The 26,149-nt window shown below is 45.4% G+C and carries 28 protein-coding genes; 7 read left to right on the top strand and 21 right to left on the bottom strand.

The window, feature by feature from the left end; translation table 11 throughout:
• Position 1 precedes the first annotated feature (1 nt).
• From CCVT_RS01410 to CCVT_RS01360, 11 genes are all read right to left on the bottom strand, one after another.
• Entirely contained in the window at positions 2-214 is a 213-nt protein-coding gene (locus tag CCVT_RS01410) for a DUF4006 family protein (protein WP_018137493.1), read from the bottom strand.
• Entirely contained in the window at positions 214-1,077 is an 864-nt protein-coding gene (locus CCVT_RS01405) for a c-type cytochrome (RefSeq protein ID WP_018137492.1), read from the bottom strand. The genes CCVT_RS01410 and CCVT_RS01405 overlap by 1 nt, the downstream gene beginning before the upstream one ends.
• The gene (locus tag CCVT_RS01400; protein ID WP_009650665.1) at positions 1,077-1,277 is read right to left on the bottom strand and encodes a cytochrome c oxidase, cbb3-type, CcoQ subunit; all 201 of its coding nucleotides are present in this window, start codon (positions 1,275-1,277) and stop codon (positions 1,077-1,079) included. The genes CCVT_RS01405 and CCVT_RS01400 overlap by 1 nt, the downstream gene beginning before the upstream one ends.
• A gap of 9 nt (positions 1,278-1,286) precedes the next feature.
• Positions 1,287-1,952 carry a cytochrome-c oxidase, cbb3-type subunit II gene (gene ccoO / locus CCVT_RS01395; RefSeq protein WP_018137491.1) on the bottom strand — a complete coding sequence of 222 codons (666 nt, stop codon included), beginning with the start codon at positions 1,950-1,952 and terminating at the stop codon, positions 1,287-1,289.
• Positions 1,952-3,436 (bottom strand): cytochrome-c oxidase, cbb3-type subunit I, encoded by a 1,485-nt coding sequence (ccoN, locus tag CCVT_RS01390; RefSeq protein ID WP_018137490.1) that lies wholly within the window; start codon positions 3,434-3,436, stop codon positions 1,952-1,954. The genes ccoO and ccoN overlap by 1 nt, the downstream gene beginning before the upstream one ends.
• A 113-nt stretch (positions 3,437-3,549) precedes the next feature.
• The gene (locus tag CCVT_RS01385) at positions 3,550-4,230 is read right to left on the bottom strand and encodes a response regulator transcription factor (protein WP_018137489.1); all 681 of its coding nucleotides are present in this window, start codon (positions 4,228-4,230) and stop codon (positions 3,550-3,552) included.
• Positions 4,223-5,452, bottom strand: coding sequence for a PAS domain-containing sensor histidine kinase (locus CCVT_RS01380; protein ID WP_018137488.1), 1,230 nt, complete (start codon positions 5,450-5,452; stop codon positions 4,223-4,225). The genes CCVT_RS01385 and CCVT_RS01380 overlap by 8 nt, the downstream gene beginning before the upstream one ends.
• On the bottom strand, positions 5,445-6,110 hold the full coding sequence (locus tag CCVT_RS01375) for a sulfite exporter TauE/SafE family protein (RefSeq protein ID WP_026175559.1): 666 nt from the start codon (positions 6,108-6,110) through the stop codon (positions 5,445-5,447). Before CCVT_RS01375 ends, CCVT_RS01380 begins: the two co-directional genes overlap by 8 nt.
• Positions 6,111-6,114: 4 nt before the next feature.
• Entirely contained in the window at positions 6,115-7,233 is a 1,119-nt protein-coding gene (gene carA / locus CCVT_RS01370; RefSeq protein WP_018137486.1) for a glutamine-hydrolyzing carbamoyl-phosphate synthase small subunit, read from the bottom strand.
• Positions 7,233-7,784, bottom strand: coding sequence for a DUF507 family protein (locus CCVT_RS01365; protein ID WP_018137485.1), 552 nt, complete (start codon positions 7,782-7,784; stop codon positions 7,233-7,235). The genes carA and CCVT_RS01365 overlap by 1 nt, the downstream gene beginning before the upstream one ends.
• 62 nt (positions 7,785-7,846) lie before the next feature.
• Positions 7,847-8,287, bottom strand: coding sequence for a hypothetical protein (locus tag CCVT_RS01360; RefSeq protein ID WP_018137484.1), 441 nt, complete (start codon positions 8,285-8,287; stop codon positions 7,847-7,849).
• Between the two features lie 316 nt (positions 8,288-8,603).
• Between CCVT_RS01360 and CCVT_RS01355 the strand changes: the two genes are divergently transcribed.
• Positions 8,604-8,846, top strand: a complete 243-nt coding sequence (locus CCVT_RS01355; protein ID WP_018137483.1) for a helix-turn-helix domain-containing protein — start codon at positions 8,604-8,606, stop codon at positions 8,844-8,846.
• A gap of 472 nt (positions 8,847-9,318) precedes the next feature.
• Positions 9,319-9,918, top strand: a complete 600-nt coding sequence (locus tag CCVT_RS01350; RefSeq protein ID WP_018137482.1) for a hypothetical protein — start codon at positions 9,319-9,321, stop codon at positions 9,916-9,918.
• A 23-nt stretch (positions 9,919-9,941) separates the two neighbouring features.
• Here the strand turns inward: CCVT_RS01350 and CCVT_RS01345 are convergent, their stop codons facing one another.
• From CCVT_RS01345 to CCVT_RS01335, 3 genes are read right to left on the bottom strand one after another with little or no spacing between them, the layout of a single operon-like run.
• Positions 9,942-10,706, bottom strand: coding sequence for an ABC transporter ATP-binding protein (locus CCVT_RS01345; RefSeq protein WP_018137481.1), 765 nt, complete (start codon positions 10,704-10,706; stop codon positions 9,942-9,944).
• The gene (locus CCVT_RS01340) at positions 10,690-11,664 is read right to left on the bottom strand and encodes a FecCD family ABC transporter permease (protein ID WP_018137480.1); all 975 of its coding nucleotides are present in this window, start codon (positions 11,662-11,664) and stop codon (positions 10,690-10,692) included. Before CCVT_RS01340 ends, CCVT_RS01345 begins: the two co-directional genes overlap by 17 nt.
• Complete coding sequence (locus CCVT_RS01335; RefSeq protein WP_018137479.1) at positions 11,664-12,698, bottom strand: ABC transporter substrate-binding protein; 1,035 nt, start codon at positions 12,696-12,698, stop codon at positions 11,664-11,666. Before CCVT_RS01335 ends, CCVT_RS01340 begins: the two co-directional genes overlap by 1 nt.
• A 238-nt stretch (positions 12,699-12,936) precedes the next feature.
• On the opposite strand from CCVT_RS01335, the gene CCVT_RS01330 reads away from it, so the two are divergent.
• The 3 genes from CCVT_RS01330 to CCVT_RS01320 are packed head-to-tail and all read left to right on the top strand — an operon-like array spanning position 12,937 to position 18,016.
• Positions 12,937-13,581 (top strand): MerR family transcriptional regulator, encoded by a 645-nt coding sequence (locus CCVT_RS01330; RefSeq protein WP_018137478.1) that lies wholly within the window; start codon positions 12,937-12,939, stop codon positions 13,579-13,581.
• A complete protein-coding gene (locus tag CCVT_RS01325) occupies positions 13,578-17,036 on the top strand; it encodes an acyl-[ACP]--phospholipid O-acyltransferase (protein WP_018137477.1) in 3,459 nt (1,152 codons plus the stop codon). Before CCVT_RS01330 ends, CCVT_RS01325 begins: the two co-directional genes overlap by 4 nt.
• On the top strand, positions 17,033-18,016 hold the full coding sequence (locus CCVT_RS01320; RefSeq protein WP_018137476.1) for an amidohydrolase family protein: 984 nt from the start codon (positions 17,033-17,035) through the stop codon (positions 18,014-18,016). The genes CCVT_RS01325 and CCVT_RS01320 overlap by 4 nt, the downstream gene beginning before the upstream one ends.
• Before the next feature lie 589 nt (positions 18,017-18,605).
• Here CCVT_RS01320 and gdhA read toward each other — a convergent pair.
• From gdhA to CCVT_RS01285, 7 genes are all read right to left on the bottom strand, one after another.
• Positions 18,606-19,964: an NADP-specific glutamate dehydrogenase gene (gene gdhA / locus CCVT_RS01315; RefSeq protein ID WP_018137475.1), complete on the bottom strand. Its 1,359-nt coding sequence runs from the start codon at positions 19,962-19,964 to the stop codon at positions 18,606-18,608.
• Positions 19,965-20,043: 79 nt separating this feature from the next.
• Positions 20,044-20,466 (bottom strand): hypothetical protein, encoded by a 423-nt coding sequence (locus CCVT_RS01310; protein WP_018137474.1) that lies wholly within the window; start codon positions 20,464-20,466, stop codon positions 20,044-20,046.
• 21 nt (positions 20,467-20,487) lie between these two features.
• Positions 20,488-21,387, bottom strand: coding sequence for a DMT family transporter (locus CCVT_RS01305; protein WP_018137473.1), 900 nt, complete (start codon positions 21,385-21,387; stop codon positions 20,488-20,490).
• Positions 21,371-21,883 (bottom strand): hypothetical protein, encoded by a 513-nt coding sequence (locus CCVT_RS01300; protein ID WP_018137472.1) that lies wholly within the window; start codon positions 21,881-21,883, stop codon positions 21,371-21,373. Before CCVT_RS01300 ends, CCVT_RS01305 begins: the two co-directional genes overlap by 17 nt.
• Before the next feature lie 44 nt (positions 21,884-21,927).
• Complete coding sequence (locus tag CCVT_RS01295) at positions 21,928-22,599, bottom strand: DUF799 domain-containing protein (RefSeq protein WP_018137471.1); 672 nt, start codon at positions 22,597-22,599, stop codon at positions 21,928-21,930.
• Positions 22,589-22,996: a DUF4810 domain-containing protein gene (locus tag CCVT_RS01290; protein ID WP_018137470.1), complete on the bottom strand. Its 408-nt coding sequence runs from the start codon at positions 22,994-22,996 to the stop codon at positions 22,589-22,591. Before CCVT_RS01290 ends, CCVT_RS01295 begins: the two co-directional genes overlap by 11 nt.
• On the bottom strand, positions 22,981-23,655 hold the full coding sequence (locus CCVT_RS01285; RefSeq protein ID WP_018137469.1) for a CsgG/HfaB family protein: 675 nt from the start codon (positions 23,653-23,655) through the stop codon (positions 22,981-22,983). Before CCVT_RS01285 ends, CCVT_RS01290 begins: the two co-directional genes overlap by 16 nt.
• 392 nt (positions 23,656-24,047) lie before the next feature.
• Here CCVT_RS01285 and CCVT_RS01280 point away from each other — a divergent pair, with 392 nt between their 5' ends.
• Both CCVT_RS01280 and CCVT_RS01275 read left to right on the top strand, forming a co-directional pair.
• Positions 24,048-25,127, top strand: coding sequence for a DegT/DnrJ/EryC1/StrS family aminotransferase (locus CCVT_RS01280; RefSeq protein ID WP_018137468.1), 1,080 nt, complete (start codon positions 24,048-24,050; stop codon positions 25,125-25,127).
• On the top strand, positions 25,120-26,079 hold the full coding sequence (locus CCVT_RS01275; RefSeq protein ID WP_018137467.1) for a Gfo/Idh/MocA family protein: 960 nt from the start codon (positions 25,120-25,122) through the stop codon (positions 26,077-26,079). The genes CCVT_RS01280 and CCVT_RS01275 overlap by 8 nt, the downstream gene beginning before the upstream one ends.
• Positions 26,080-26,149: the final 70 nt, after the last annotated feature.

Below are 26,149 nucleotides of genomic sequence, written 5' to 3'. Positions count from 1 at the left end.
ACTACTCCTTTATCTTCACGTGTTTGGCGTTATCTAGGCTTTTCATCTGGATGCCGCTTGGATCTTGTATCGTGTAAGGTTTGCTCGCGACATCTTTTTGAACCGATATGCCAAGGCATGTCAAAACCGCCAAGATAACGAGCAAAAGCACAGTCGCTACGAGCATGCCGGTCAGGCCGTTTAACGCAAAAACGTTTCTATTGGTATTTTCCATCATTCTCCCCTTGAAAGCGACAAAACATACTCGCCCACGGCCTTTTGCTGCACGGAATTTAGCCTGCCGTCGCTAAATTTAGGCATCGTGCCGATAGCGCCCTTTTTACCTCGCTGCAAGACATCCACGACAAAGTCTGCGGTGCCGTATCTGCTAAGATCGGGGCTCATACCGTCCATGCCTTTGCCATCCTCGCCGTGGCAGGCTGCACAGGCTGCAAACATCGCCTTGCCCGTCTCTACCAAATCCTCGTTAGGCGTTTGTTTGATGCCGCTTATATCCTTAGCCACGTAGGCTGCGATGGCCTTGGCGCTCTCCTCATCAACCAGCCCTCCTGGCATCTCGCCCATAGGGTAGTCAAGTCCCTTTGAGCCGTTCATGATGACATCATAGATCGCCTTTTGGCTACCCCAGATTTTTAGATCTGCGGCCTTGCCGTTTATACCATCACCCGTGATGCCATGACATGCGGCGCATTGGACTAGATACACGCCCTCGCCCATCGCATGAAGCGTCTTTGCGTCAGGGTTTGCATACTCTTTTTCAAATTTCGCATTCATCGCCTTGACTTCATCGTTGTATTCACCGATCTGGGAGTAAGAATTCAAAGGATATCCAAGCAGATAATACCAGATCGCCCAAACCAGCGTCAGCACGAACACTATCGCCCAGCCAAGCGGGACGTCGTTTTTGTATTCGCCTATGCCGTCCCAGCTGTGCTCGCTAAGCGGTGCGGTGCTGTCTTTTGCCACCTTCATCTGACTGACATATCTGCCGGCGACTGCTATCGTCAAAACGATGATGACGAGCGCTCCGATCAAGGAGAGTAAATTTACATTATCTTGTAGGTTGAACCACTGCATCATCGTCCTTTCTCGTCGCTGTTTCGCTCTAAAATTTCACTTTCAAACTCATCGTTTAGCGCTAAATTCGAGTATCTCTCATAGTCTCGCCTGCCCGTGCGCTCGGACTTGTAAAGATGATAAAAATATCCGTATAAAACGAGCACTAAAAAAACGGTGAAGAAAAAATATCCGTAAGCTTGAAATTCTCTGATATCCATTTCTGGCTCCTATTTTAGGCTATTTAGATAGGCGATGAGGGCTACTATCTGGCGTATCTCGCCGTTTTCGTAAGCCTTTTTCACCTCTTCGTCTTTCATCTGCTCTACTATCGCACCGGCTTCCTCTTTCACGGACGTGCTTACTTGCTCGAAAGTGCCAAGAGCCGGCATATCCTGCGTATCGTAAGGCGCACCAAAGACCTTTTTAACGGTAAGCGCCTCGGCGTAGGCCGTATCGATATCGGCATTTTTCTTAAACATATGCTCATACGTCGGCATTATCGAGCCCGGCACGACAGATGCCGGCTCTTTCATGTGATTCTCATGCCAGTCGGTCGTGCGGTAGTTTCCAACTCGCTTTAGATCAGGGCCTGTGCGCTTCGAGCCCCAAAGATGCGGACGATCGTATGCGTATTCACCGCTTAGCGAATACATGCCGTATCTATCGGTCTCTGACTTAAACGGGCGTATCATTTGCGAATGGCAGGTGTTGCAGCCATCTTGCATATATATGTTTTTGCCGGCAAGCTGCAAAACGCTATACGGCTTCACTCCCTCAAGCGGCCTGGCGCGATTTGCAAAATCAGGTAAAATTTCGATCACGCCTGCGTATGCGATGACGATAAAAACGCCTACGGCAAAGAAGAAAGGATTTTTTTCCAACCAAGCAAACATCACATCACCTCCGCACTGGCGCGTGTGCCCATAGGCGAAGCGCTCTTAGGCTCCGCGCTTATTTTAGGCGCGGACATGGATTTATAGATATTATAAACGAACATCAAAAAGCCGATGAGATAGAGCAGTCCTCCGATAGCCCTTATCCAATAATACGGTATCAAAACGACGACCGTATCGATGAAAGAGTAAAGTAAGCTGCCGTAACTATCAGTCGCGCGCCACATCATTCCCTGTGTGATACCGGCTATCCACATAGAGGCAAAATACAGCACGATACCAGTCGTTTGCACCCAAAACTGCGCCTCCATGATAGATTTTGAGTAAATTTCACGTTTGAAAAATCTTGGCGTCATGTGATACATCGCAGCCATTATCATAAAGCCGACCCAGCCAAGTGCGCCGTCATGCACGTGACCTGGCACCCAGTCCGTAAAGTGTGCGAGAGCGTTGACTGATTTTATCGAGAGTATCGGCCCTTCAAGCGTCGAGAACATATAAAACGTCGAAGCTAAAACCATAAATTTTATTAGCGGGCTCTCTCTAAGCTGCGTCCATTCGCCCTTCATCGTTAGAAGGATATTTATCGCCGATCCCCAAGACGGCAGTATTAAGACGACTGAAAATACCGAGCCCATAGTCTGCATCCAATCAGGCGTCGCAGAGTAGATGAGATGATGTCCGCCCGCCCAAAGATAGATAAACATCAGCCCCCAAAACGAAAAGAGCGATAATTTATACGAAAATATCGGCTGACCGCTCTCCTTTGGCAAAAAGTAGTAAATTTGAGCGATTATGGCGACGGTAAAGACGAACGCAACGGCGTTATGCCCGTACCACCACTGAACGAGCGCGTCATTTGAGCCTGCATACATCGAGACCGAGTGTAGCCACGAGCCATATCCGCTGACTAGGCGAGTCGGAATTTCCATATTATTAAAAAGATAAAGCATCGCAACGCCAAGGAACGTCGCTATATAGTACCAAACCGAGATATAAAGCGTCTTCTCGCGGCGAATCCCGATGAGTCCGAATATACTGACCCCCCAAAGCACCCAAACTAGCACGACACCTATATCGATAGGCCACTCTAGCTCGGCATACTCCTTTGCAGTGCTAAATCCGGCAAAAAGGCTCACCACGGCAGCTACCATGACGAGCATGTAAAGCCAAAAGTGAAATTTACCTATAAACATCAAAAACGGTGATTCGCTCATCGAGACCTTCAAGACGCGCTGTCCGATGTAGTACCAAGTAGAAAAAATACCAGAAAGCATAAAGCCAAAGATGATGCCGTTTGTGTGAAGCGGGCGCAATCTGCCAAAAGCCGAGTATTCGCCGATGATATGATTTATCTGCGGACAGGCCATCTCAAAGGCGATGATAACGCCGATAGCCATGCCGACGATGCCAAATATTATCGTCGAAAACATAAAGAGCTTCGCCACGCTGTAGTCATAATGCAGCATATCAGACGGTCGCATAAAATTCCTCCTTGTTTATTTCGCATTAATCAAAAATATAATCGATGTTATTTTAAAATATTAACTATATAAAGAAACTTAAATGATATAAATTTATATTATTCTAAGCTACGTCATAAATTTATATCGATCTTATAGCCAAGTCCCGGGATATTTTTTATGAAATCACTACCGACCTTATCTCGCACGCGCTTTACAAAGGTTCTTATCGCGGCTTCCGTGACGTTTTCGCCGACCCAAACTACATTTTTTATCTCATCATGCAGCACAAGCGTGCCAAGCCTCTTTATCAAAAGCGAGATGAATGCGAGCTCTTTTTTAGTCAGCGCGATCTCGACGCCGTTTCTGATGAGCACGCGTTTGATCTTATTAAAGCTATATCCGTTTGCGATCTCAATTATATTCGTAGTCTCTATCTTGCTTTTAGCTACGATCTCAAGCGTCGTCAAAAACTCGTCCATATCGATAGGCTTTATGACGTATTTGTCTATGCCTACATCGATAGCTTTTAAAAGCTTCTCTTTTTCGCTGTGAGCGCTCAGCACGACTACCGGCGTATCTTTTGATATCTCTTTTATCTGCATAGCCATATCAAGGCCGTCTGATATAGGCATCGCTATATCGGTGACTACGATATCGGGGTTATATTTTTTAAATTTTTTCAGCCCTTCATCGCCATTTTGTGCGCTCACGACCTTGGCGAATTCGCCCTGCATGACATCTTGCATGAGCTTTCTGGTCTCATTTTCATCCTCTACGATCAAGATCGTCAAATTTTCTAAAATTTTACTCATCGTCCTCTCCTTTGCACGGAAGCTTTAGTATAAATGAAGCTCCCCCGTTTTCGTTCATCACCTCTATGACTCCTTTAAATTTATCAATTATCAGCTTTGACATATATAGCCCGATGCCAGTCCCTCTTGAGGCATGCTTCGTCGTGAAATAAGGTTCGAAAATTTTATCCTTCACGTCGCCCTCTATCCCGCCGCCGTTATCATGCACCTTCAAAACGCCGTATCCTGCCTCTTTATAAACGCTTATATCGATGCGCTTATCTTTCACGTTTCGCTCGTTTAGCGCGTCTCTTGCGTTATTTAGCAGGTTTATGACGACTTGCTCGAGCTGACGTTTGTGGCCGTAAATTTCAGCATCGTCTTTAAAGTCCAAATTTAGCCGCACGCCATCTTTTTCAAGCATGCCTTGTATCATAAAGATCGAGTCCTTTACCACGCTTTCAAGACCAAAATTTTCATTTGGCTGATTTACCGAGAAAAATCCCCTGAAATCCTCGATCGTGTTTGACATATTTTTTATGATGTTTTTACAGCGGTTGTAGGAATTTTCAAATTCCGACCCGCCCTCTTGGACGAGCTTTTTCATTTTAAAAAGCACGATGCCAAGCTCGTTTAGAGGCTGTCTCCACTGATGAGCGATATTTGCTATCATCTCGCCCATACTGGCAAACCTGGACTGAACGAGCAAAATTTTAGTCTTTTCCTCGTTTTTAGCGATCTCAGTCTTTACGATATCTTGTAAATTTTCATTAAGCTGCCTAAGCTCCTTAGTCTGCTCTCTCACTCGCTCTTCAAGTCCTAAATTTAGCGCTCTAAGCTCATCTTGCGCCTTTAAAAGCTGCTCGTTTAGCTCGATGACCTTAGTCACGTCGTGGCGGATCGCTAAAAATTCCTCTATCTCGCCCTTTAAATTTAGGATCGGGATGATCGTCGTGTTTAGATAGATCACTCGCCCGTCTTTAGTCAGGTTTTTGGCGATGGTTTTATAGACTTTTTTATCAAGTATCGTATCCCAAAGCTCTTTAAACCTCTGCGCAGGCTCGTCGGGGTGGCGAACGATGTTGTGGTTCGCGCCTATGAGCTCATTTTTGCTGTATCCACTGATCTTGCAAAATTCGTCGTTTACAAAGGTGATGATGCCGTTAACATCGGTCTTTGATACGATATTGCTTTCTTCTATCGCATTTTGATACTGTCTAAATCTCGCCTTTACATTATCCATTGGCCATATATCCCAAAAATGTAAGATAAATTCCGTTTGATATTATGATTACTAATGATATTTTAAACATTATTTGCTTAAATCTTTCACTAATCAGCCCAAAAAACAGAGCGACCGACATCATCGCCGGTATCGTGCAAAGCCCAAAGACGAGCATTATCGTCGCACCGTTTAGCGCCGACATACTAGCCACCGCCACAGCCGCGAAATAATACACCACTCCGCACGGCAATAAGCCGTTTAAAAAGCCAAGAGTGATGAAATTTAAAAGACCGGGGGTTTTACCGACATTAAGCGCGCACGAGGCTATGAATTTTGAAATTTTATCGTTTTCTACGAGTTTTAAAAGCCCGCCCCTGACCCAAAGCGCAACGCCAAGTGCCACGAGCAAAATTCCAACGATGAAAAATATCGCCGCACGCCAAGTGCCTGAGAGTGCCAAAACTCCTCCAAAAGCCCCAAATAGCGCGCCCAGCAAGGCATAAGCTAAAATTCTGGCTAGATGATAAAGCGCTAGTAAAAGGATCGTTTGAGGTTTATTTTTGTTTCTTAAAAAGAGCGATTGCAAGCTCAAAAAGCCGCCGCACATCCCGATGCAATGGCCAAAACTGCTAAAAAAAGCGACGCTCACGACGCTCAAGTAATTCACAAGATCCATAGATTTAAAGAATTTGTAAAAACTGTTTGAATATATATTTGCTTTCGTTAGGGCCACTACTAGCCTCTGGGTGATGTTGCACCGAAAATACCGGATACTCCTTGTATCTCACGCCCTCGATCGTGTCGTCAAAGAGGTTTCTGTGCGTTATATGAGCGATCTGAGCGATACTTTCTGGTACGTTGTAGTTGTGATTTTGCGCGGTTATTTCTATGGTTTTGGTCTCTAAATTCAGCACAGGATGGTTTGCGCCGTGCTGGCCGAATTTCAGTTTATAAGTCTCATAGCCCATCGCATTTGATAACAGCTGATGACCAAGGCAGATACCAAAAATAGGAATTCTAGCCTCCACCATCTTTTTTATCTCGGCGATCTCGGACTTCAGGCTCTTTGGCTCACCAGGCCCGTTTGATAAAAACACGCCGTTTATCTCGCCGCTTTTAAATTTAGCGATGAGCGTATCGGCCTTAGTATCATGCGGCACGACGATCACCTCAAGCCCTATCTCGCAAAGCTCGTTCAATATATTTCGCTTTACGCCAAAGTCGAGCACTGCGATCTTTTTACCGATGCTTTTTAGCGGTTTATACGTCTGCGCACCTTTGTCCCATGCGGCGTTTTTGTGTTCGTATCCCTTTGTGACGCTGATAGTTTTTACGTAGTTTATCTCTTCTATGCGCTTGCTTGCCTCTAGGCGGCGCTTGAGCTCGGCTTTATCGCTGATTTGCGTCGAGATATAGGCCATCAAAGCTCCCTCGTCGCGAAGCATTTTTGTCAAAAACCTGGTGTCTATATCATAAACGCCGAATTTACCCTGCTCTTCAAAAAATTTACCCAAGGATCTTTGCGAGCGGTAGTTTGAGGGATCGTCGTTGTAGCTTCTCATTATCACACCGCTTGCATGAATTTTAGAGCTCTCCATATCATCGTCGTTTATGCCCACGATACCGATCTCAGGCATAGTAAAGACGATAAACTGCCCGGCGTAACTTGGATCGCTCATTATCTCCTCATAGCCCGTCATAGAGGTGTTGAAAACAAGCTCGCCTGCGCATTCACCGGGTGCGCCAAAGGCCTTAGCCTGCAAGAACACGCCGTTTTCGATGTAGATATAAGCGTTCATTAAAGCATGCCCCTTTTTCTAAGCTCGTCTTGATAGAGTCGCTCGAATACCAGATCGTATTCCTCGGTGCCCGGTATTAGCTTACGCTTGTAGTTATCGATCTTTTCAAGCACCTCGTCCTCTATCTTTTCATAAATTTTCAAATACTCGTCGATAGAGCCATAGATCACGTTTTTGACGCGATTTTCAGATACGTTGTAATCGATAAGGCTGCTTTTCCAAGTGGCCTCTAAAATTTTGTGCGCCACGTCGCTAAATCTATCTTCATGCGTCAAAATCACGCCAAAATCGTTTGCAAGCTTCTTTTTTATGAGCCAGAACATATTTTTACGATCGATCTGCATCTTTTGCATCTCGTCCTCGTTCTTTTCTAGCAGCTCGTTCACCCTCTCTTCAAGGGCGCGCTCTTTTTGCACGTCGGCAGTCAAAATTTCACTCGCTTTAGCCACTATCGGCTCAACGCCTTTATTTAATTTCACAAAGCCACAATTTAAAAGATCGATTGCTATTTTATGTGCGATATACGGGATATGTGGTAGTTTTATACGCATTTTAAACCTTTAAAATTTTACGCGTATTGTAACCAAACAAAAGTAAAATTCCGTTAAAATTTTTATTTGGGGATTTTTATGACCTTGTCGCTCTCATCAAGCAAAAAATAAATTTTATCTCGCCCGACATAAACGTCGCGTCCGTTTAGTATATGCGTGCCGTCCTTAGCTACGGAGATATCTTTTTCATAAGGTTCGCTCATAAAGATTTTCTCGCCCAGCAAGAGCCCGAATTTCGGATACCAGCTAAGGGCGCAAGCTAGTAAAAGCAGTGCATAAAAGCCTCTGAAAATTTTCCTAAACGGCCCGTAAAACATCGCGTAGCCAAATATGAAATAAAGCGGAACGAGCCATAAAAACGGCACATTATCGACAAAGATCGCATTGAAGTATTCATTTACGCCGTAATGGGCGAAATAGTTGTTCTTAAGCCCGACAAATAACGTAAAAATGGGAGCCAAGACAAATAATATCCCGATAAAAAAAGTGTTTAAAAATTTCATACGCGTCCTTTTGAGAGATTATATTAAATTTAAACTTATACTACTAAATTTGCCTTTTCAAGCGCTCTTTAAGTATTTTTAGATAATATGTGAAAATTCTATTACAAAGGAAATTTCACTTTTATTATTTTATAGCCGAAGCGTTATAAATTAAATTAATATTACGATATGTACTGCTTACGACGAGCGCATAGCTTCTACTAATAAACTCCCTGTAATCACTACACACCATAAAATTGATTTGGATTTAAACAACAAGAAATCATACATATAAAATAGTGATGTGTAATGGGAAATAAAATATAAGGACGAAACGATGGCAGAGAAAAATATCGTAAAAAGAGTCTGCGCCGTGCTTGGCATCACGCAAAAAGAACTGGCTCAAAGGCTGGGGATACATATAACGGCTGTGCAAAAATGGGTCGCAAACGCCGATAATCTGCCTGAACACACTATAAAAACGCTTGATTTGCTACTAGAAAATCATAAATTAAAAAATAAAGTCGAAAAGATAAATACCCTTTTGCAAATTATTTCCGAGCTTCAAAAAGAGCGCTGAAAAACACCTCTTAAACCTACCGTTTATGCAGAAAAACTCTGTATAAATTTTACACCAATGTATAAATAATCTTGATATTGCTTGACATTACAAGAAATAATCTCTATAATACCAGCCACGATACAGAAAAATCTGTAAAGTTCTTTTAAAAGCGACGTTGTTCAATTTAGATTAGTTTGCCAAAATACACTAAAATTGAGCTCAAACGAGTGCTACGATAAATTTAAGTAGCATGACGCAAACCCGAGTTTTGAAACCTAACAAGGCTTCATGAATCATCGCTTTTGCAAGCGAACGCATTTTTAGTTTAGCTTTGCTAACGACAAATTAAAGGAGATCAAATGGACATACTAGCGATAATTTCGATCATTTCAGCCACACTGGGCATGTAGCCCACTTGGTCTTAAAGACACTTTAGGCAAACGATCAAAAACAATTCCGCTTTTAAAGATAAAATTTTAAAGGCGGAATCATGCAAATCACGAACCCTATAACTTTTACCAGCAAAGAAGCGGCAATAAAATTTAGCACTACGGATCAAACCCTGGCCTACCTTAGGCACAAACATTCAGACGAACTCGTTCCTGGCATCCACTACTTCAAAAGCTACGATCACGCTAGCGGCAAACGTCAAGAGATCATAAAATGGACGCTAAGAGGCGTCGAGTTTTTAGGCTTTTTCATTCGTGGCAAGGAGGCGAAATTTTTTCGTGTTTGGGCGAGCAGAGAGCTGGATGAAGAATTTCTTAGACAAACGCAGGAGCTAAAGGCCTTGAGGAAGCAAAATTTAGCTCTCACGAACCAAATAATCGACCTCAAAGATCAAATCGATAAAAACAGCGAATTTAACGGAAAGAGCGCAAAGTGGTGGTGGACGCAGTGTGTCGAGCTAAAAGCGAGCAACAGCGCTCTTAAAAAGGCGAATAAGCTTTTAAAAAAGGACGAGAAAGTACTGCCGATCTTGGTCAAAATTTTACAAAATTTAGAGCGAGCACGCGATCACACGGGCACTTTGTATCGTTTTTTATTAAACAGCGACATATCTACGTGTTCTTATTTTAAAGACGAATAAACCCACAGCAACGCAAACGACGCCTAGCTCTTTTGCGTTGTAAAAATTTGCGTTATGCTGGGGATCTGCGCGCCGTTTAGGCTAAAATTTATAGTCCTTACATCTACGTCGTAAAGCGAACTTAAATTTTCATCCGTTAGCACGTCGTGACTCTTGCCAAATTCATAGCTTAGGTCGTTTTTTAGTATGAGCGTGTTGTTTGCGACGGCTAATGCGTGATTTGGCTGGTGAGTCGTAAAAACTATGCTCGCTTGGCTTTGCTCTTTTAAATTCTTGATGAGGCTTAGGACCCGGTCTTGGTTTTTAAGATCCAAAGCCGATGTGGGCTCGTCTAAAAATAGCACATCGCTGTTGCTAGCCATCGCTCTGGCAAAGAGCACGAGCTGTCTTTGACCGCCAGAAAGCGAGTTGAAGCTCTTTTTGATGAGGTGTGAGATTTCAAGCATATCAAGGCAGTTTTTGCAAATTTCGATATCTTTTGCGCCGGGTTTTGAAAATATCGAAATTTCACGTATGCGCCCCATCAAAACGATATCCAAGACACTATAATCAAACGCTACGTTAAAGCTTTGAGGTAAAAATGCAAATTTAGCTTCCCCGCTTATCTTACCCTCTTTTAATGCAAAAACTCCCATCATGCAAAACATCAGAGTGCTTTTGCCCTGTCCGTTTAGCCCTAAAATACTTAAAATTTCGCCCCTTTTGACGCTAAAATTTAGCCCGCGAAAGAGGAATTTGCCGCTTTCATAATAAAACGCGGCGTTTTTTATCTTAAGCAGATCTCCCACCCGCGCTCCTTTTTAGTAAAATCGCAAATATCGGACTTCCGATAAGCGCGCAAAGTATGCTAAGCGGCACTTCGGAGCTACTGATGCTCCTTGCTAGATCGTCCACGAAAAGCATGAATATCGCTCCGATGATGAAGCAGTTTGGCATCGATCTGACGTGGTCGCTGCCGCAGATGAGCCTCGTGATGTGAGGCACGACCAGCCCGACCCAGCCGATATTGCCGCTGACACTGACCTGAACGGCTATCAAAAGCGTACAAACGATCAGGATGAATGAGCGCAGCAGAGTGATATTGACGCCAAGCACCTTTAGATCTTCGTCGTTTAGACTAAGCAGGTTAAACCTATACCTGATAAGCAAAAGCAGCAAGACGCAAGGAGCCGAGACGATAGCGATCAAAATCAGTTTGTCGTAATTAGCGCTCACAAAGCTTCCAAGCAGCCAGTAGATGATGTTTGGCAGCACATCTTCGTTGTCGGCTAGATACTGCACGAGGCTAGTTAGTGCGGCAAATACGCCGTTTATCACGATACCTGCTAAAATGAGCGAAAAAACGTCGGCACGGGCGATGAATTTAGCTATGAAATAAAGCATCGCAAGCGCTACGAGCCCAAAAAAGAAGGCGAACGCGACGATGTAAAATTTCCAAAGCCCTATCAAAATGCAAAGCGCACCGCCAAAGGCTGCTGCTGTGCTGACGCCGATGATATGAGGGCCTACGAGTGGGTTTTTAAACACTGCTTGCAGGCTAAGACCGGAAAGTGCCAGTATCCCGCCACAAAGACTAGATAGCAATATCCGCGGGATCCTGATGTCAAAAACGACGCTGTTTGCCGTCTGGTCGCTGGAATTTAGCATCAAAATTTCAGCCAGCTCGTGAAAATTTAGCGAGTATTGCCCGCTCATCAGCGAAGCCAGACAGAGCAAGACCCAAATACCGATCAAGATTAGAGGCATTATTTATACGACGTTCTGTAAAATTTGTGGTAAAAATCCTCTACTTTTTTGTCAAAATTCACTCCGTTAAAAAGCTGTGGATAAAGCTTTATGGCTAGCCACTCTTCACCAAGCGCCATCGCCTCGGCTGTCGGATAGCCCCAAGCTTTTGCGTATTCAGGCATCATGAAAATTTTGCCGTCTTTTATTGCTTTTAAATTTTTAAGCGCGGCGTTGTCCTTTAGCTCGGCTGGCACTTGAGGGAAGCGCTCTTGGACGAATATCATATCAGGACCCCAAGCCAAAAGCTGCTCGGCTGAAATTTGCTTAGCTCCTACGATGTCCTTTTTGGCTACGTTCTCTCCGCCTGCTCGCTCAAAGAAAATTCCCGTGTATTTGCCGCTTCCATAGGTGTGCAAGTCGGGATTTGCCATGTAAATTTTGACCCTTTTGGCACTCTTTAGGCCGGTCATTTTGGCTTTTAGCTCTGATTGTGATTTTTTGACATATTTGATGAGCTCGTCAGCCTCTTTCTCGCGGTTTGCGACCTTGCCAAGTAGCTCTATGCCCTCGTAAAAGCCCTCAGTATAGGCTACCTCGTCATCTTTGAAGGTCGGATTTAGCTTGTCTTTGACGCTGCTATCAGTCTTTTGAAAGCTCACGCCAACGACAGGGATTTTCAGCTCGTCCATTTTTGCCAGCTGATCTTTTGCGATGTAGTTTGTGACGATGACAACATCAGGCTTTAGCTTTAACACCGCCTCGTAATTTATCGTTTTTAGATCGCCCGGAGTCGGCATGTCTTTTAGACTTGGAGCTAGCCTGAGATAGGCTTTGCCAAGCTGTTTTTCCCAGCTTTGCAAAACACCCACGACCTTATCCATCGCGTTTATCTCGTTTAGCGCATTTAGGCTTTGATGCTGTAAGACAACTATGCGTTTGACCTCATCTGGTAGCTTCACCTCTCTGCCAAGCTGATCGGTTATCGTGCGCTCGGCAAACAAAGACGATGCAAAAAGCGCAAGCACCAACGTAAATTTAAGAATTTTATTCATTCTTTTTCTCCTAAAATTTAGTGTTTTATATTTTTAAAATTATATATTTGCTTATATAAAAGTATGATAAAAAGGTAAATTTAGGAATTTATCGTTTGCTAACGTTTAAAATTTGGACTATGTTTTGATATGGCGTTCATATTTTTGATTACCTCACAAAGTGTAAAGTGTCGCTTAACACTCTTTTAAGCTAACCCGGTGTAATATTTCACGAAATTTCAAAAAAGGAGATCCGCAAATGCTAAAGATGAACGAGCTCATACAAAAAAGCGACACTCCCAAGTCCACGATCCTTTACTACGTTAAAGAAGGACTGCTGCCGGAGCCTGATAAACCAAAGCCAAACCTCTATCTATACGAGGAAAAATGCGTGCAGATCATCGAATTTATCAAATATCTTCAGATAAATTTCAACTCCTCTATCGCTCAGATAAAGGCGCTTTTTAGTCACCCAAGCTTTGATATGAACAACCCCTACGAGACGCTTTTTAAGACGCTCGAGCTCATAATGGGCGCAAATTTCACGAGAATTTACAGCATCGATGAGCTTGCCGGCGAGTTTAAGATCTCAAAAGATGAAATTTCAAAGCTGGTCGAAGATGGATTTTTGATGCCAAGAGACGGTGTATTCACGGGCAAAGAAAGAGAAATTTTATCTATCATCGTAAATTCTAGCAAGAGCGAGCTTGGCATCATCAAAGCCTACGTAAATTTAGCGCAGCAGCTTTCAAAAGACGAAGTCGCGCTGACGATCGACTCGCTCAAAAACTCGGCAAAAGACACGAACGACACGCTAAAGCATCTATTTGACATCTTACTCATCGTAAAGCCTTACATCCTAAACATGCATACATTAAATACTTATAAAAAGGAAACGAAATGAAAAATTTGCTGGCCATAAAGGGCTTTTTGCCGTATCTTGCCATCGCGTTCATAAACGCAAGCATCGATCTTGCGCACAAGATCACGATCCAAAACGTGCTTTTAAAAACCTACGAAGGCGACACACTAGTCGTCCTGACTGCAGCGGTGAATGCAATGATCTTGCTGCCTTTCATACTGCTTTTCTCTCCCTCCGGCTTCATAAACGACAAATACTCGAAAACAAGGGTCATCAGAGTTGCCGCGTTAGCGGGCGTGGCGATAAGCGTGGCGATACTTTTTAGCTATTTGGCCGGGCTTTTTGAGGTCGCATTCTTGATGACGTTCATACTAGCAGTTCAAAGCGCGATATATTCGCCTGCAAAATACGGCATCGTAAAATCCCTCGTCGGTACTGAAAATTTAGGTATGGCAAACGGCATAATACAAGCGCTCACCATCGTTGCGATACTCTTTAGCTCGTTCGTGTTTTCATACGTTTTTGAAATTTCATACACCCACTCGGACGATCCTTCGCAGATACTTTCAAGCATCTACATGATAGGAATTTTGCTAGTCGTCTTTAGTACGCTAGAGGCGTTTTTTGCCTACAAGCTGCCGTTTATAGAGGCTAACGAGGCTGAATTCAAAGAGAAATTCGACGCTAAAAAATACTTCAAGCTCTCCTATCTGAAAGAAAATTTAAGCGCCATCAGGCAAAATCAAAACATCTGGCTTAGCATCATCGGGCTTAGCGTGTTTTGGGGCGTTTCACAGGTAGTGATCGCAGCCTTCCCGGCTCATTATAAGATGATATTTAACGACGACAACGCCCTTGCGATACAAGCCATCTTGGCAGTGAGCGCCATAGGCATCATCGCGGGCTCATATACGGCCGGTGCGATGAGTAAATTTCACATCGAGCTTGGCATCGTGCCGGTGGGTGCTTTTGGCATATTTTTATCGCTGTTTTTCTTTGGCTCGAGCTCGAGCATACTGGCAGTCACGCTTTGCTCGTTTGCGTTTGGCCTTTTCGGCGGAATTTTCATCGTGCCGCTTAACGCGACGATCCAATACTTCGCGCCGGATAAAACGATGGGCAAGATCATGGCGGGGAATAACTTCTTGCAAAACGTCTCGATGATCCTTTTCTTGCTGATTAGTATCGCGCTGGTTTATCTTCAAATTTCAACTACCGGGCTTTTCATCTTTGCTGCGTTTGTTTGCTTTATAGGTAGCCTCTATGCGATCTTGCAGCTTCCGCACCTTTTTACCAGGCTTTTATTAATGCCTATTTTAAAGACAAACTACCGCTTCCACGTAGAAGGGCTTAAAAATTTACCTCAAAGCGGCGGCGTACTGCTACTTGGCAACCACATCAGCTGGATAGACTGGCTCGTGCTTCAAATAGCAAGCCCAAGAGGGATAAAATTCGTGATGTATCGAGGCATTTACAACAAATGGTATCTAAGCTGGATATTTAAATTTTTTAAAGTGATCCCGATAGGTGCGGGTGCCAGCAAAGAGTCCATCGAGCTGATAAGAGAGCATCTAAAAAACGGCGAAGTAGTCGCGCTCTTCCCCGAAGGTCACATCAGCTACAACGGCCAGATCAATGAATTTCAAAAGGGCTTTGAGCTAGTCATAAGAGAGCTTGAGGAAATTTGCATCGTGCCGTTTTATCTAAGAGGACTTTGGGGCTCGAGCTTTTCAAGAGCGAGCGAATTTTACAAAGAGCTTACCAGAAAAAGGGGCAAAAGAGAGATCATCGTAGCCTTTGGAAAACCGATAAGGCACTTCATCGACAATGTGCAGATGAAGCAAAAAGTAGTTGAGCTCAGCTTCTCGTCGTGGGAAAATTTCATACAAAATCAAAAGCCGCTCACTCATCACTGGCTTGAAATGGCGAAATCAGACCTCTTTAAAGAGTGCGTAGTAGACAGTATCGGCGTAAATTTGAGCAATCTAAAATTCATAACCGCCGTTTTGGTTTTCGCTAAAATTTTAAAATGCGAGCTAGCAGGCGAGAAGCATGTGGGCGTCTTGCTGCCTAGCTCATCTGTGGGTGCGATCGTCAATATGGCGCTCTTTGTCATCGGCAAAGTCCCTGTAAATCTCAACTACACGCTAAGCGAACAAGCCATAAGTGCAGCTCTAAGAAAGGCTGACATCAGCCAGGTCATCACGTCGGAGAAATTCGTAGAAAAGCTCGCGGCAAAGGGGTTTGACTTTAAAAGCTCACTTGATGGCAAGGTGCGCTACGTGGAAAATTTAAGCAAGCAAATTTCAAAATCGGCGAAATTCAGCTCGCTTCTAACGGCGTTTTTAGCCCCTGCTTGGCTCATCAAGGCGCTAAATTTCAAAAAGGTCAGCCTGCAAGATACGGCGACTATATTGTTTAGCAGCGGCAGCGAGGGAGAGCCAAAGGGCATCGAGCTGAGCCACAAGAATTTACTGGCAAACATCAAGCAAATCAGCGAGCTTTTAAATTTCAGAAAAGATGACGTGATATTAAATTCTCTGCCGATATTTCACTCCTTTGGCCTAACCGTGACCACGCTCATGCCACTTTGCGAGGGCGTAAAGATGGTAAGCGTGCCAGACCCCACAGACGGCGCGATGATAGGTAAGATGGCCGCACGCCACAACGTCAGCATACTCTTTGGCACTTCGACGTTCTTTAGGCTTTATGCTAAAAACAAAAAGCTGCTTCCTTTGATGTTTCAAAGCGTTAGAATGGTCGTAGCGGGAGCCGAGAAGCTCAAAAAAGAGATAAAAGATGAATTCAAACTAAAATTCGGGATCGAAATTTTCGAGGGATACGGCACCACGGAGACCGCACCAGTCGTTGCTGTGAATATGCCAAACATCCTTGAAAAAGAGAGCCTTAAGGAGCTAAGCTTCAATAAGCCCGGCTCCGTAGGTCTGCCGCTTCCGGGCACTATCATAAAGATCGTCGATCCAAATACGCTTGAAGAGCTTAACGTCGGCGAGGACGGCCTCATCATCATAGGCGGCTCGCAGGTAATGAAAGGCTATCTAAACGACGAAGAAAAAACAAACGAGGTCATCGCCGTGATAGACGGCATCAGATACTACAAAACAGGCGACAAGGGTCATGTCGACGAGAACGGTTTTGTAAGCATCGTCGATCGATATTCGCGCTTTGCCAAGATCGGCGGAGAGATGATAAGCCTAGGAAGCGTCGAGGAGGAGATCGCCAAGGTGCTTGGCGGCGAGGCGGTATTTACGGCGGTAAACGTCCCTGACGATAAAAAGGGCGAAGCCGTCGCGCTTTTAGTAAAGCAAAGTAGTGCACCAGAGGATATCGAGCAGGTATTAAAAAGCTCGAACCTGCCTGCGATAATGTTTCCAAGCTACATGTTTTTAGTCGATGACGTGCCGATGCTTGGAAGCGGCAAGGTCGATTTCAAAGGCGCAAAAAGCCTAGCGGTCTCACTTTTAGGTGAGCGATGAAAACCGTCGATAGCCACACGCATCTGCTTAGTAGCGAAGTGAAATTCGATAGAATTTTCGACAAATTCGCCATAACGCTTTTTGCTAAGAAATTCGGTCTAAGCGCAAAAGAGCTTTACGAAAATCCTTACGAGTCCTATAAAGCAGGGCTCGTAAGAAACGTCAGGAGCTCGAAATTTATGGACAAGATCGTACTTTTTGGCGTAGATGCGAAGGTCAATGAAAAAGGCGAAATTTTACACAAAGACAAAACAGTCTGCGCCTCAAACGACGATGTTTTGGAAATTTACGAGCAAAACAAAGACATCATCGTGCCGTTTTTCTCCATCAACCCTCTGCGCCCAAACGCGCTTGATCTCATCGATCATTACTACGAAAAGGGCTTTAAGGGGGCGAAATTTTTGCAAAACTACTGGGGCGTGGATACTAGAGAGGATAGATTCACGCCATATTTTGAAAAGCTAAAGAAGCTTGATCTGCCACTTGTAGTGCACATCGGTAGCGAAAGCTCGGTAAATTCCGATAAAAGCTGCGAGCAGATAAGCATGCTCTATCATCCCATAAAAATAGGCGTTAAAACGATCTGCGCGCACATGGCGCTTGGCTATGAGGGCAGGCATATCTTTAGATCGCTCTCCAAAAATCCTCGAAATTTCAACAAAGAATACTTCGCGCTTTTGGAGCTTTTAAAAACGCACGATAACCTCTACGCCGACGTTTCGGCGCTGCTAACGCCCGTTCGCGCCAAGATGCTAAGGCATCTAAGCCAAGAGACGAGCGTGCACGAAAAGTTGCTTTATGGCTCGGATTTCCCGGTGCCATACTCTGCGATCTACAACAGCTACGATCTAAAATTTCGCCAAAGACTAAAGCTTCATAAAGAGCAAAACCCCTTCGATAGATACGCGAAAGGGATCTTGTCATATTTTAGCGAAGATAACGCGATATGGAGCAACTATAAAAAGATCATCGCAGAGTGAAATTTCATATAAAATTTTAGGCTCTGTTAAAATATTTCATTGATTTTTAACTTTCAAAAGCAGGAGAATGCGAACAGCATCCCTGTAAAAACCTTGTGAAGCGACGCTATCGCCGCCAATTTTTACTTTGTGCTACGCACTCGTAACGTTCTGCTTTGCAGTTGCAAACGTAGTGAAGCGTCCTCTTGGGCTACGCTTCACTACGAGGACAGGAAGCTGTGGCTGACCGCGGTCTGCTTGCAGTTGCGAGTGCAACGAAGCGTCTTGAAAAGCTGTGAGCAACGCGAAGCAGAAAAATCGTGTTAAGGACTAACTTCACTTCGTTTGCTACCATCGCTAAGCTCGGGAACGGCTACTCACTCCCGCACAAAATTAGGGAAGCCCGCAGGGGCTGAGTAGTTTTTTGCGAAGCAAAAAAATTTCCTTGAAACGCTGTTTGCGCCTGTGTTAGGTTGTTCCTGGAGCGAGCAAGGTTTTTGCTTCACTTCGTTTGCAACTGCAAAGCAGAAGCGAAGCAAGTGTCAATGATTTATTTTAGCAGGGTCAAAATTTTAAAAGGCGCGCCAAGTATGAAGCGCGCCATCGTTTCCTAGACATATCCTTGATCTATCATCGCATCGGCGACCTTTCTAAAGCCCGCGATATTCGCGCCTAGCACCAGGTTACCCTCGTCGCCAAATTCCTTACTCGTCTCATAAGAAAGCTCGAAAATGTGCTTCATTATACCCTGCAAGCGCCTATCGACCTCATCAAAGCTCCATGAGTCCATGCCGGCATTTTGCATCATCTCTAGCCCGCTAGTCGCGACACCACCGGCGTTTGCAGCCTTTGCGGGAGCGAAATAAAAATCCTTTTTACCAAGCATGAATTCCATCGCTTCAAGCGTGCTTGGCATGTTCGCACCCTCGCTCACGAAGCGGCAGCCGTTTGCGTAAAGGGTCTTGATATCGGCCAAATTCAGCTCGTTTTGCGTCGCACAAGGAAAAGCCCCCTCACAAGGCACGCTCCACACGCCGTTTCGTCCGGCAGGGTACCGCTCGATCGGCGTATATTTAGCATGCGGTCTAAATTTGACGTATTCGCTTAGGCGCGCACGCTTGAGCTCTTTTAGTTCCTTTATGAGCGCTACGTCGATACCCTCTTCGTCATAGATAAAGCCGCCGGAGTCCGATGCCGTGATAGGCAGCGCGCCTACTTGATAGAGTTTTTGCAGCGTGTATATCGCGACGTTACCCGAGCCGCTGACGCAGCATTTCTTACCCTCCAGCCCAAGGCCGGCTCTTTTTAGCATCTGCTCGGTAAAATACGTCAGCCCATACCCCGTAGCCTCCGTCCTGGCAAGGCTGCCGCCCCAGCCTAGCCCTTTGCCGGTCAAAATTCCGTCAAACCTGCCTGTTAGCTTTTTATACTGGCCGAAAAGATAGCCTATCTCGCGTCCGCCCACGCCTATGTCGCCGGCCGGAACGTCGGTGGTGTTGCCGATATGACGGTATAGCTCGTCCATGAACGAATGGCAAAATTTCATTATCTCGCGGTCACTCTTGCCTTTGGGGTCAAAGTCCGCACCGCCTTTTGCGCCGCCTATGGCTACTCCGGTCAGCGAATTTTTAAAAATTTGCTCAAAGCCTAGAAATTTCAGCACGCCGGCATTGACGCTAGGATGAAACCGCAGGCCGCCCTTATACGGGCCGATAGCGGAGTTAAACTGTATCCGCCAGCCGTTATGCACGCAAACGTTTTTATTATCGTCTATGTATGTCACTCTAAAATGCACCGCGCGCTCGGGGATGGTGATACGCTCCAGGATCGCGTGTTTTTGGTATTTTTCTTCCCTGCTTAAAAGCGGAGCAAGGCTATGAAGCACCTCGGTCGCCGCCTGGATAAAGATATCCTGACCCGGGTTAGACTTTTTCAAGCCTTCCAAAATTTTATTTACGTATTCGCTCATAAATGCTCCTTAGGGTGAATTTATAGTCAAATACTAGCACGGCTATAATATTTTTTTGCTTAAGGATAATTTAATATAATTATCTTAGCCTTTTGATGTTTCGTATCGAAACTTTTAAAATTTTAGAGGCTGCACTCTCGTGAAATTTCTCATCGACGACCTCGTCTGCGACGCTTCTGGCCCAGCTCTCGTCAAATTTAGCTCCGTTTAAATTCGCACTGCTTGAGTAAAGCCAGTCGAATTTTTGTAAAAACCTCTCGTGAGCGCAATCTTTCACCACACGCACGGCTTTGCCGTTTGGATAAAGAAAAGTCGTTTTCCTCGACCTTCTGACGCGGTTTTTAAATTTCGACGGCACTCGCACGAGGGTTTGCAAGACGCTAAATTTAGAGGTAGTGATGAGACAAGGCTTTTTAAGCGGGCGCTCTTTGACGCGGTTGATCTCACCAAAATCCCTACTCAAAAACCCTGCCGTCGTGTCAGTCTGTGCTAGATAGATCATAAATTTCCTTTGATTTAGGCATCAAGAATTTTGCTTTTTAGCCAGTAAAAATATGCAGCAAATGATAAGCGCAAATCCTACGAAATCCAAAAATACAAACTGCGTATCCAGCCAAAAATACGCGAAAAACGCCGCACTCACGGGCTCTATACAAGCAATTAGACTTGCTTTGCTAGCTCCGATAGTTTTAACGCCGATCATGTAAAAACTAAACGCAAATATCGTGCCTAGCGTGATGACCGCCCAAAATGCCAGCCATTGTTGCGCTGTAGCCGCTCCTTCAAGCCGCCAAACTCGCATGAAAACGCACAAAACCACGCCCGCGATCACCATGCCCCAGCCAAGCACGAGCACGACCGGGTATTTTGCGTTTAGCTTTGCGGGAGCGAGGTTATAGACGCAAACGCAAACCGCACTCACCAAGCACCAAAACAAGGCCCTAGCCGAGATCACCAAAGAGCCCAGATCGCCGTGAGTGGCTAAGATGACGACCCCTAGCATGGCTAAGATGAGTGCGACTAGCTCGTTTATCTTCGGCGCTCTTTTTTGTCTTATACAAACGACTGCTAGGATGAGAGCGGGGGCGGTGTATTGTATGACCGTAGCTACCGCGGCGTTTGAGAGCTCGATCGAGTAAAAGTAGCTATACTGCGTCATCATGAGCCCAAGCAAGGCATAGATGAAAAGCTGAGGCAAAAGGCGCAGATCTTTTAGCGGTGCGAGCGCATTTTCCCAGCTTTTAAGCAGATAAAACGCGACTAAAATCGTGCCTGATATCAGCAGTCTATAAGGCACGAGCCAGTCGGCGCTGATGCCTTGAGAGAAAAGATACTGCCCGCAAACTCCGCTAAAACCCCATAAAATGCCGCCTAAAAGCGTTATTAAGATACCGAAAATATCGGTTTTATACGAAATTTTCATCGAAGCAAAACATACTTTTGTTCGCAAAAAAGCAAGCAAGAAAGGCGATAAAAAACAGCGGCCAAAGAAAAACTGAAATTTCAAATACTATCCCGACCTCGCTATTTATCGAGATATTCATACTAGAAACGATAAAAATGCAGACAAGAAACACAAAAAACGCAAAAACGATGAAATTTTCAAGAGCAAAAATAGCCAAAGAAAGGCGCGGCTTTTGCACGAAAAGCCTACTGTATCGCTTTACTTTATGCCTTTTCACAGACTTTGACGCAAATACTGCGCCGCTTATAAAAAAAGTCGCTATCCCAAGGACGCAAGAGATCAAAGAAGGGGCATTTAAGCCCTCTAAAAAGGCGAAGACAAACGAGCCGAATATGAACGACGATAGCAAAAATGCGACGCCCGCACGCCTTATCAAGCGATGAAGATCGTAGCGTCTCTTTAAATTCGCGTCTATGGTGTCAAATCTCGCCTTCAATGCGTCGAATTCGCTCAAATTTCGCCCTTAAATTTTAAATTTGAAGCGGACTGGCCGCTTCGTTATTTCGCAAGCTGAGGGTCTTGCCCGTATTTAGGCGAATACGGTCCGTAAAGTATGCACTCGTTGCAGCCCGTAGCGAACAAATAAGCGTCCGCAGCGACGGACAGGTCGTAGGACTTGTCAGCGACCGTGTTTGCGATCTGATTTAGGGCGGCAGTTATCAGCATGCCGAGCAGTCCGCCGCCGTTGCCGCTGTTTTGATCGTCGCTAGCGCTGGCTGAGCCCTCCCAGAGCTTCGTGCCGGTCCTAGTATCGATCAAAGAGGCGCTTACCGATACGACGGTGCTGCTTGAAACGACCGCGTAGTTCGTGCCGTATCTTGTCACATGCATGTAAAGCACGGCATCAGCGTCAAAGATCTGCCTGATCTTGGCCAGTGAAATTTTAGCGATCTCGTCGGCCTCGTATATACCGTTTTGCTTGAAAGTGTCATTTACAAGAGCCGGTGAAAACACATAATACCCGGCCTCTGCCAGCGGCCTGACCGCATTTGCCAGCACCGCAGGCGAGGCGTTTATCTCTGTCGTCTCATTAGTTGGCATCAGCACCAAGATAGACTTTGGCTTGCTTTGCAAAAGCGCTGAATAATCGTAAATTTTAGGCTCGGCGCAAGCTGAAAAAAACATCGCGACAAAGGCCGCTAAAAATATATTTCTAACGTTATTTTTCATTTTTATCGCCTTTTTTAGCTGCTTTTTTGGCACCGTGCATGCGTAAAAACGTTATATACTCTTTTGACTCCGGGAAATTTTCTATCTCTTTGTCGAAATTTATATTCGCCTTCACGTTATCGCCGTTATTTGCGTATAAAAGCCCAAGGTGCGCGTAAAGTCCGGGAGGCACTTTTTGAGCGTTTTCGTAGGCTTTTTGGATGGAATTTTCAAGCGCGCCTATTTGCTCGTTCACATCGCCCGTCTCGCTCATGTATTCGTAAAGTGAGCTTGAATAAGAGCCATCCCAATAATAAAGCGGCCTTGGCCTTTCAGAGCCGCAGCCTGCTAAAAAAACGCCAAGGGCGAGCGCGAAAAGCGTTTTAAAATTTAAAATTTCAGCTATTTTACCTGCCATGCGCCGCTTTCAAGTCCGTTTACGAGGTTATTCACGGCTTCCCTGATCGCCAGGCCAAGCACCTTGCCATTTAGCGTCGAGTCGTAGCCCGCAGTGCCGCCAAAGCCGATGATCTCTCTGTTTGAGAGCTCGTATTCGCCTGCTCCTTGCACCGAAAATACGACCTCGGAGTCATCGACCGCGACTACGTTTAAATTTACCTTCGCGTAGGCAGTTTGGGTCTTGCCCTTGCCAAGGATGCCAAAGAGCTGATGATCGCCCGTCGTTTTCCTGCCAAATTCTGTCACATCGCCCGTGATGACGTATTTTGCGCCCTTTAGATTTTGCGCTTTTTTGTTGATGGTGCTCTCCTCTTTGATGGCTTTCATATTCGTGCGATCAAGCACCGAAAAGCGCCCGCTTTGCTGCAAGTCAGTCATCAAGATGCTTTGAGCTTGGTTGCCTAGACGATCCTCGCCGTCTGAAAATATGCCGTTTTGATAGGAGGACTGGTTGTTGAAGCGTCCGATCGAGACCGCGACTTTCGTGCCGTTATACGGCGTGCCAAAAGAGGCTACTTTCGGGGCTTCGATAGTCCTAGAGGACTCCGTCGCGCAGCCAGCCAGCAATGCTATAAAGCAGCCTGCAAGAGCCAGTTTTAATCCGTTTCTTAAAATCATGTTCCGTCCTTTTAGTTGAAATTTATCAATGATATTAACAATTTAAGCTAAAAATTTTATAAATTCCCCGTTATCGCCCTCGTCGTCATAAATTTAGGCTCTTTTATGGCAAAACATTAGTTTTTTTAAAATTTAAGCGAAGTCAAATCTTATGAAACGACGCTATCGCCGCCGATTTTTAGGGAAGTCGCAAGACTGACCGCAAAAATCGTGCTATATGTTCGGCGCCTTGTGGAGTAAATAAGATTTGCGAAGCGTTCGTTTAAGGATATCAACACCTTATAAAAAAGAGCCTAAATTTATTATACGGCAGTAAATTTTCAATTGACATCGTAGCCAAATTTCAAGCAAATCGTAGTATAATCCAAAATTCATAAAACAAGGGGGCAAAGATGAATTTCATAAATTTAAAAGCGCAGTATGAAGCGTATAAAGGCGAGATCGACGCACAGATCCACGAGGTGCTCGATAGTGGCGTTTATATCGGTGGCAAGGTCGGCGAGCTGGAAGAAAATCTGGCTAAATTTACGGGTGCGAAGCACGCGATCGCTTGCAGTAGTGGCACGGACGCGCTATTGCTCGCATTTATGGCACTTGATATAAAGCCGGGCGATGAGGTCATCACGACGCCATTTACTTTTATCGCGACAGCCGAGATGATCGCCTTTATCGGCGCAAAGCCCGTGTTTGTCGATATCGACGAGCGCACTTATAACATCGATGCAAATTTGATCGAGGCGGCGATCACGCCACGCACGAAGGCGGTCGTGCCGGTGTCGCTTTTTGGTCAGGCGGCGGATATGGCAGCGATAAATAAGATCGCAGCAAAGCACGGTATTACCGTCATCGAGGACGCGGCGCAAAGCTTTGGCGCGCAACAAAACGGTCGCATGTCCTGCAACCTCTCGCATATCGCCACGACCTCGTTTTTCCCGGCAAAGCCGCTTGGCTGCTACGGCGACGGGGGCGCGATATTTACGGGCGACGACGCACTGGCCCAAAAGATACGAGTGCTGCTAAATCACGGTCAGACGCGCCGCTACATCCACACGCATATCGGCATAAACGGCAGGCTCGATGCGATCCAAGCCGCAGTGCTAAATGTGAAGCTAAAATATCTGGCGGGCGAGATAGAAAAACGCCAAGAGATCGCCAAAATTTACAACGAAAATTTACGCGGCGTCGTTACACCTTTCGTCGCACAGGGCAACGTCTCGGCGTGGGCGCAATACTGCATCCGCGTCAAAGACAGGCAAAAGATGCTTGAAACATGCGCGCGTGAGGGCGTGCCGACGGGGGTTTATTACCCTGTGCCGCTACATTTGCAAGAGGTGTTCGCGCCGCTTGGCTATGAGCGCGGCGACTTTGCCGTGAGCGAGCGCGTGAGCGAAGACATAATGGCTCTGCCGATGTCGGCGTTTTTGAGCGAGCAGGAGCAAAAAAAGGTCATTGAGGTCGTGAATAATGCTTAAATTTGCCATCGTCGGGCTTGGCGTGATGGGTAAAAATCACTTCCGCGCACTACAAAACATCTCAGGCATAAAGCTAGCCGCTGTGTGCGACCCGTGCATATCGGATACCGATGTGACGGCGCTTTGCAGGCCGTTTAAAGAGCGAAATTTAGCTCCTAAATTTTACCGCGACCTGGACGAAATGCTCGCAGGCGAGCCACTTGATGCCGCAATCATCGCCACGCCAACGTCGCTGCATAAGGACGCCGCGCTAAAATGCATGCAAAAGGGCGTAAATTTGCTGATAGAAAAGCCGGTCGCCTCAAACGCGGCTGACGCTCAAATTTTACTTGACGAGGCGCAAAGGATAAATTTAAAGGTAGCCATCGGGCATATCGAGCGGTTTAATCCCTCCGTGGTCGCGCTAAAAAACGAGCTTGAAAATGAGGAAATTTTTAGTATCCGTATCACGAGAAATGCGCCGTTTCCGCAGCGTATCGCAGACGTGGGGATACTCACCGATCTAGCCGTGCATGACATCGATCTGATAAGATACCTGAGCCGAAAAGAGATAAAAGATATGAGCGTGATGAGCTCAAAGAAGTTGCATGCTAAATTTGAAGATAATGCAAATTTATCATTTTTGCTGGAGGGCGAAATTTTAGCTTCCATAAGCACGAGCTGGCTTGCGCCAAAAAGAGAGCGAAAAATCGAAGTAGCGTGCAAGGGAGCGTATTTTGAGGAGGATATGTTAGCTCAAACGCTCGTTAAATTCACTGAATTTGACGCGAACTCTTACCGCGTGCAAAACTGCTTTGTAAAGCGCGCCGACGCGCTAACGAGCGAGCTTGAAAGCTTTGTTCATCTACTAAATGGCGGCGAGCAAGAGGGTGCGACGATAAAAGATAGCTTGCAGACGCTAAAAATCATCGAGCGAACTGGTAAATTTACCTCAAGGTCACTGCAGATATAACCCTCATAAATTTAAACGTTTGAGCGTAATGAAATTTTGTGATGTCGCACTATCGCCGCCGATTTTCTGC

This window comes from Campylobacter curvus, from assembly GCF_013372125.1.
GTDB lineage: Bacteria > Campylobacterota > Campylobacteria > Campylobacterales > Campylobacteraceae > Campylobacter_A > Campylobacter_A curvus.
This window is presented reverse-complemented; position numbering and strand designations above follow the sequence as displayed.

Excerpts from the sequence above, each read along its gene's own strand:
- CCVT_RS01410 (WP_018137493.1), bottom strand. The coding sequence starts at position 214 with ATGGAAAATACCAATAGAAACGTTTTTGCGTTAAACGGCCTGACCGGC.
- CCVT_RS01405 (WP_018137492.1), bottom strand. The coding sequence starts at position 1,077 with ATGCAGTGGTTCAACCTACAAGATAATGTAAATTTACTCTCCTTGATC.
- CCVT_RS01400 (WP_009650665.1), bottom strand. The coding sequence starts at position 1,277 with ATGGATATCAGAGAATTTCAAGCTTACGGATATTTTTTCTTCACCGTT.
- ccoO (WP_018137491.1), bottom strand. The coding sequence starts at position 1,952 with ATGTTTGCTTGGTTGGAAAAAAATCCTTTCTTCTTTGCCGTAGGCGTT.
- ccoN (WP_018137490.1), bottom strand. The coding sequence starts at position 3,436 with ATGCGACCGTCTGATATGCTGCATTATGACTACAGCGTGGCGAAGCTC.
- CCVT_RS01385 (WP_018137489.1), bottom strand. The coding sequence starts at position 4,230 with ATGAGTAAAATTTTAGAAAATTTGACGATCTTGATCGTAGAGGATGAA.
- CCVT_RS01380 (WP_018137488.1), bottom strand. The coding sequence starts at position 5,452 with ATGGATAATGTAAAGGCGAGATTTAGACAGTATCAAAATGCGATAGAA.
- CCVT_RS01375 (WP_026175559.1), bottom strand. The coding sequence starts at position 6,110 with ATGGATCTTGTGAATTACTTGAGCGTCGTGAGCGTCGCTTTTTTTAGC.
- carA (WP_018137486.1), bottom strand. The coding sequence starts at position 7,233 with ATGAACGCTTATATCTACATCGAAAACGGCGTGTTCTTGCAGGCTAAG.
- CCVT_RS01365 (WP_018137485.1), bottom strand. The coding sequence starts at position 7,784 with ATGCGTATAAAACTACCACATATCCCGTATATCGCACATAAAATAGCA.
- CCVT_RS01360 (WP_018137484.1), bottom strand. The coding sequence starts at position 8,287 with ATGAAATTTTTAAACACTTTTTTTATCGGGATATTATTTGTCTTGGCT.
- CCVT_RS01355 (WP_018137483.1), top strand. The coding sequence starts at position 8,604 with ATGGCAGAGAAAAATATCGTAAAAAGAGTCTGCGCCGTGCTTGGCATC.
- CCVT_RS01350 (WP_018137482.1), top strand. The coding sequence starts at position 9,319 with ATGCAAATCACGAACCCTATAACTTTTACCAGCAAAGAAGCGGCAATA.
- CCVT_RS01340 (WP_018137480.1), bottom strand. The coding sequence starts at position 11,664 with ATGCCTCTAATCTTGATCGGTATTTGGGTCTTGCTCTGTCTGGCTTCG.
- CCVT_RS01335 (WP_018137479.1), bottom strand. The coding sequence starts at position 12,698 with ATGAATAAAATTCTTAAATTTACGTTGGTGCTTGCGCTTTTTGCATCG.
- CCVT_RS01330 (WP_018137478.1), top strand. The coding sequence starts at position 12,937 with ATGCTAAAGATGAACGAGCTCATACAAAAAAGCGACACTCCCAAGTCC.
- CCVT_RS01325 (WP_018137477.1), top strand. The coding sequence starts at position 13,578 with ATGAAAAATTTGCTGGCCATAAAGGGCTTTTTGCCGTATCTTGCCATC.
- CCVT_RS01320 (WP_018137476.1), top strand. The coding sequence starts at position 17,033 with ATGAAAACCGTCGATAGCCACACGCATCTGCTTAGTAGCGAAGTGAAA.
- gdhA (WP_018137475.1), bottom strand. The coding sequence starts at position 19,964 with ATGAGCGAATACGTAAATAAAATTTTGGAAGGCTTGAAAAAGTCTAAC.
- CCVT_RS01310 (WP_018137474.1), bottom strand. The coding sequence starts at position 20,466 with ATGATCTATCTAGCACAGACTGACACGACGGCAGGGTTTTTGAGTAGG.
- CCVT_RS01305 (WP_018137473.1), bottom strand. The coding sequence starts at position 21,387 with ATGAAAATTTCGTATAAAACCGATATTTTCGGTATCTTAATAACGCTT.
- CCVT_RS01295 (WP_018137471.1), bottom strand. The coding sequence starts at position 22,599 with ATGAAAAATAACGTTAGAAATATATTTTTAGCGGCCTTTGTCGCGATG.
- CCVT_RS01290 (WP_018137470.1), bottom strand. The coding sequence starts at position 22,996 with ATGGCAGGTAAAATAGCTGAAATTTTAAATTTTAAAACGCTTTTCGCG.
- CCVT_RS01285 (WP_018137469.1), bottom strand. The coding sequence starts at position 23,655 with ATGATTTTAAGAAACGGATTAAAACTGGCTCTTGCAGGCTGCTTTATA.
- CCVT_RS01280 (WP_018137468.1), top strand. The coding sequence starts at position 24,048 with ATGAATTTCATAAATTTAAAAGCGCAGTATGAAGCGTATAAAGGCGAG.
- CCVT_RS01275 (WP_018137467.1), top strand. The coding sequence starts at position 25,120 with ATGCTTAAATTTGCCATCGTCGGGCTTGGCGTGATGGGTAAAAATCAC.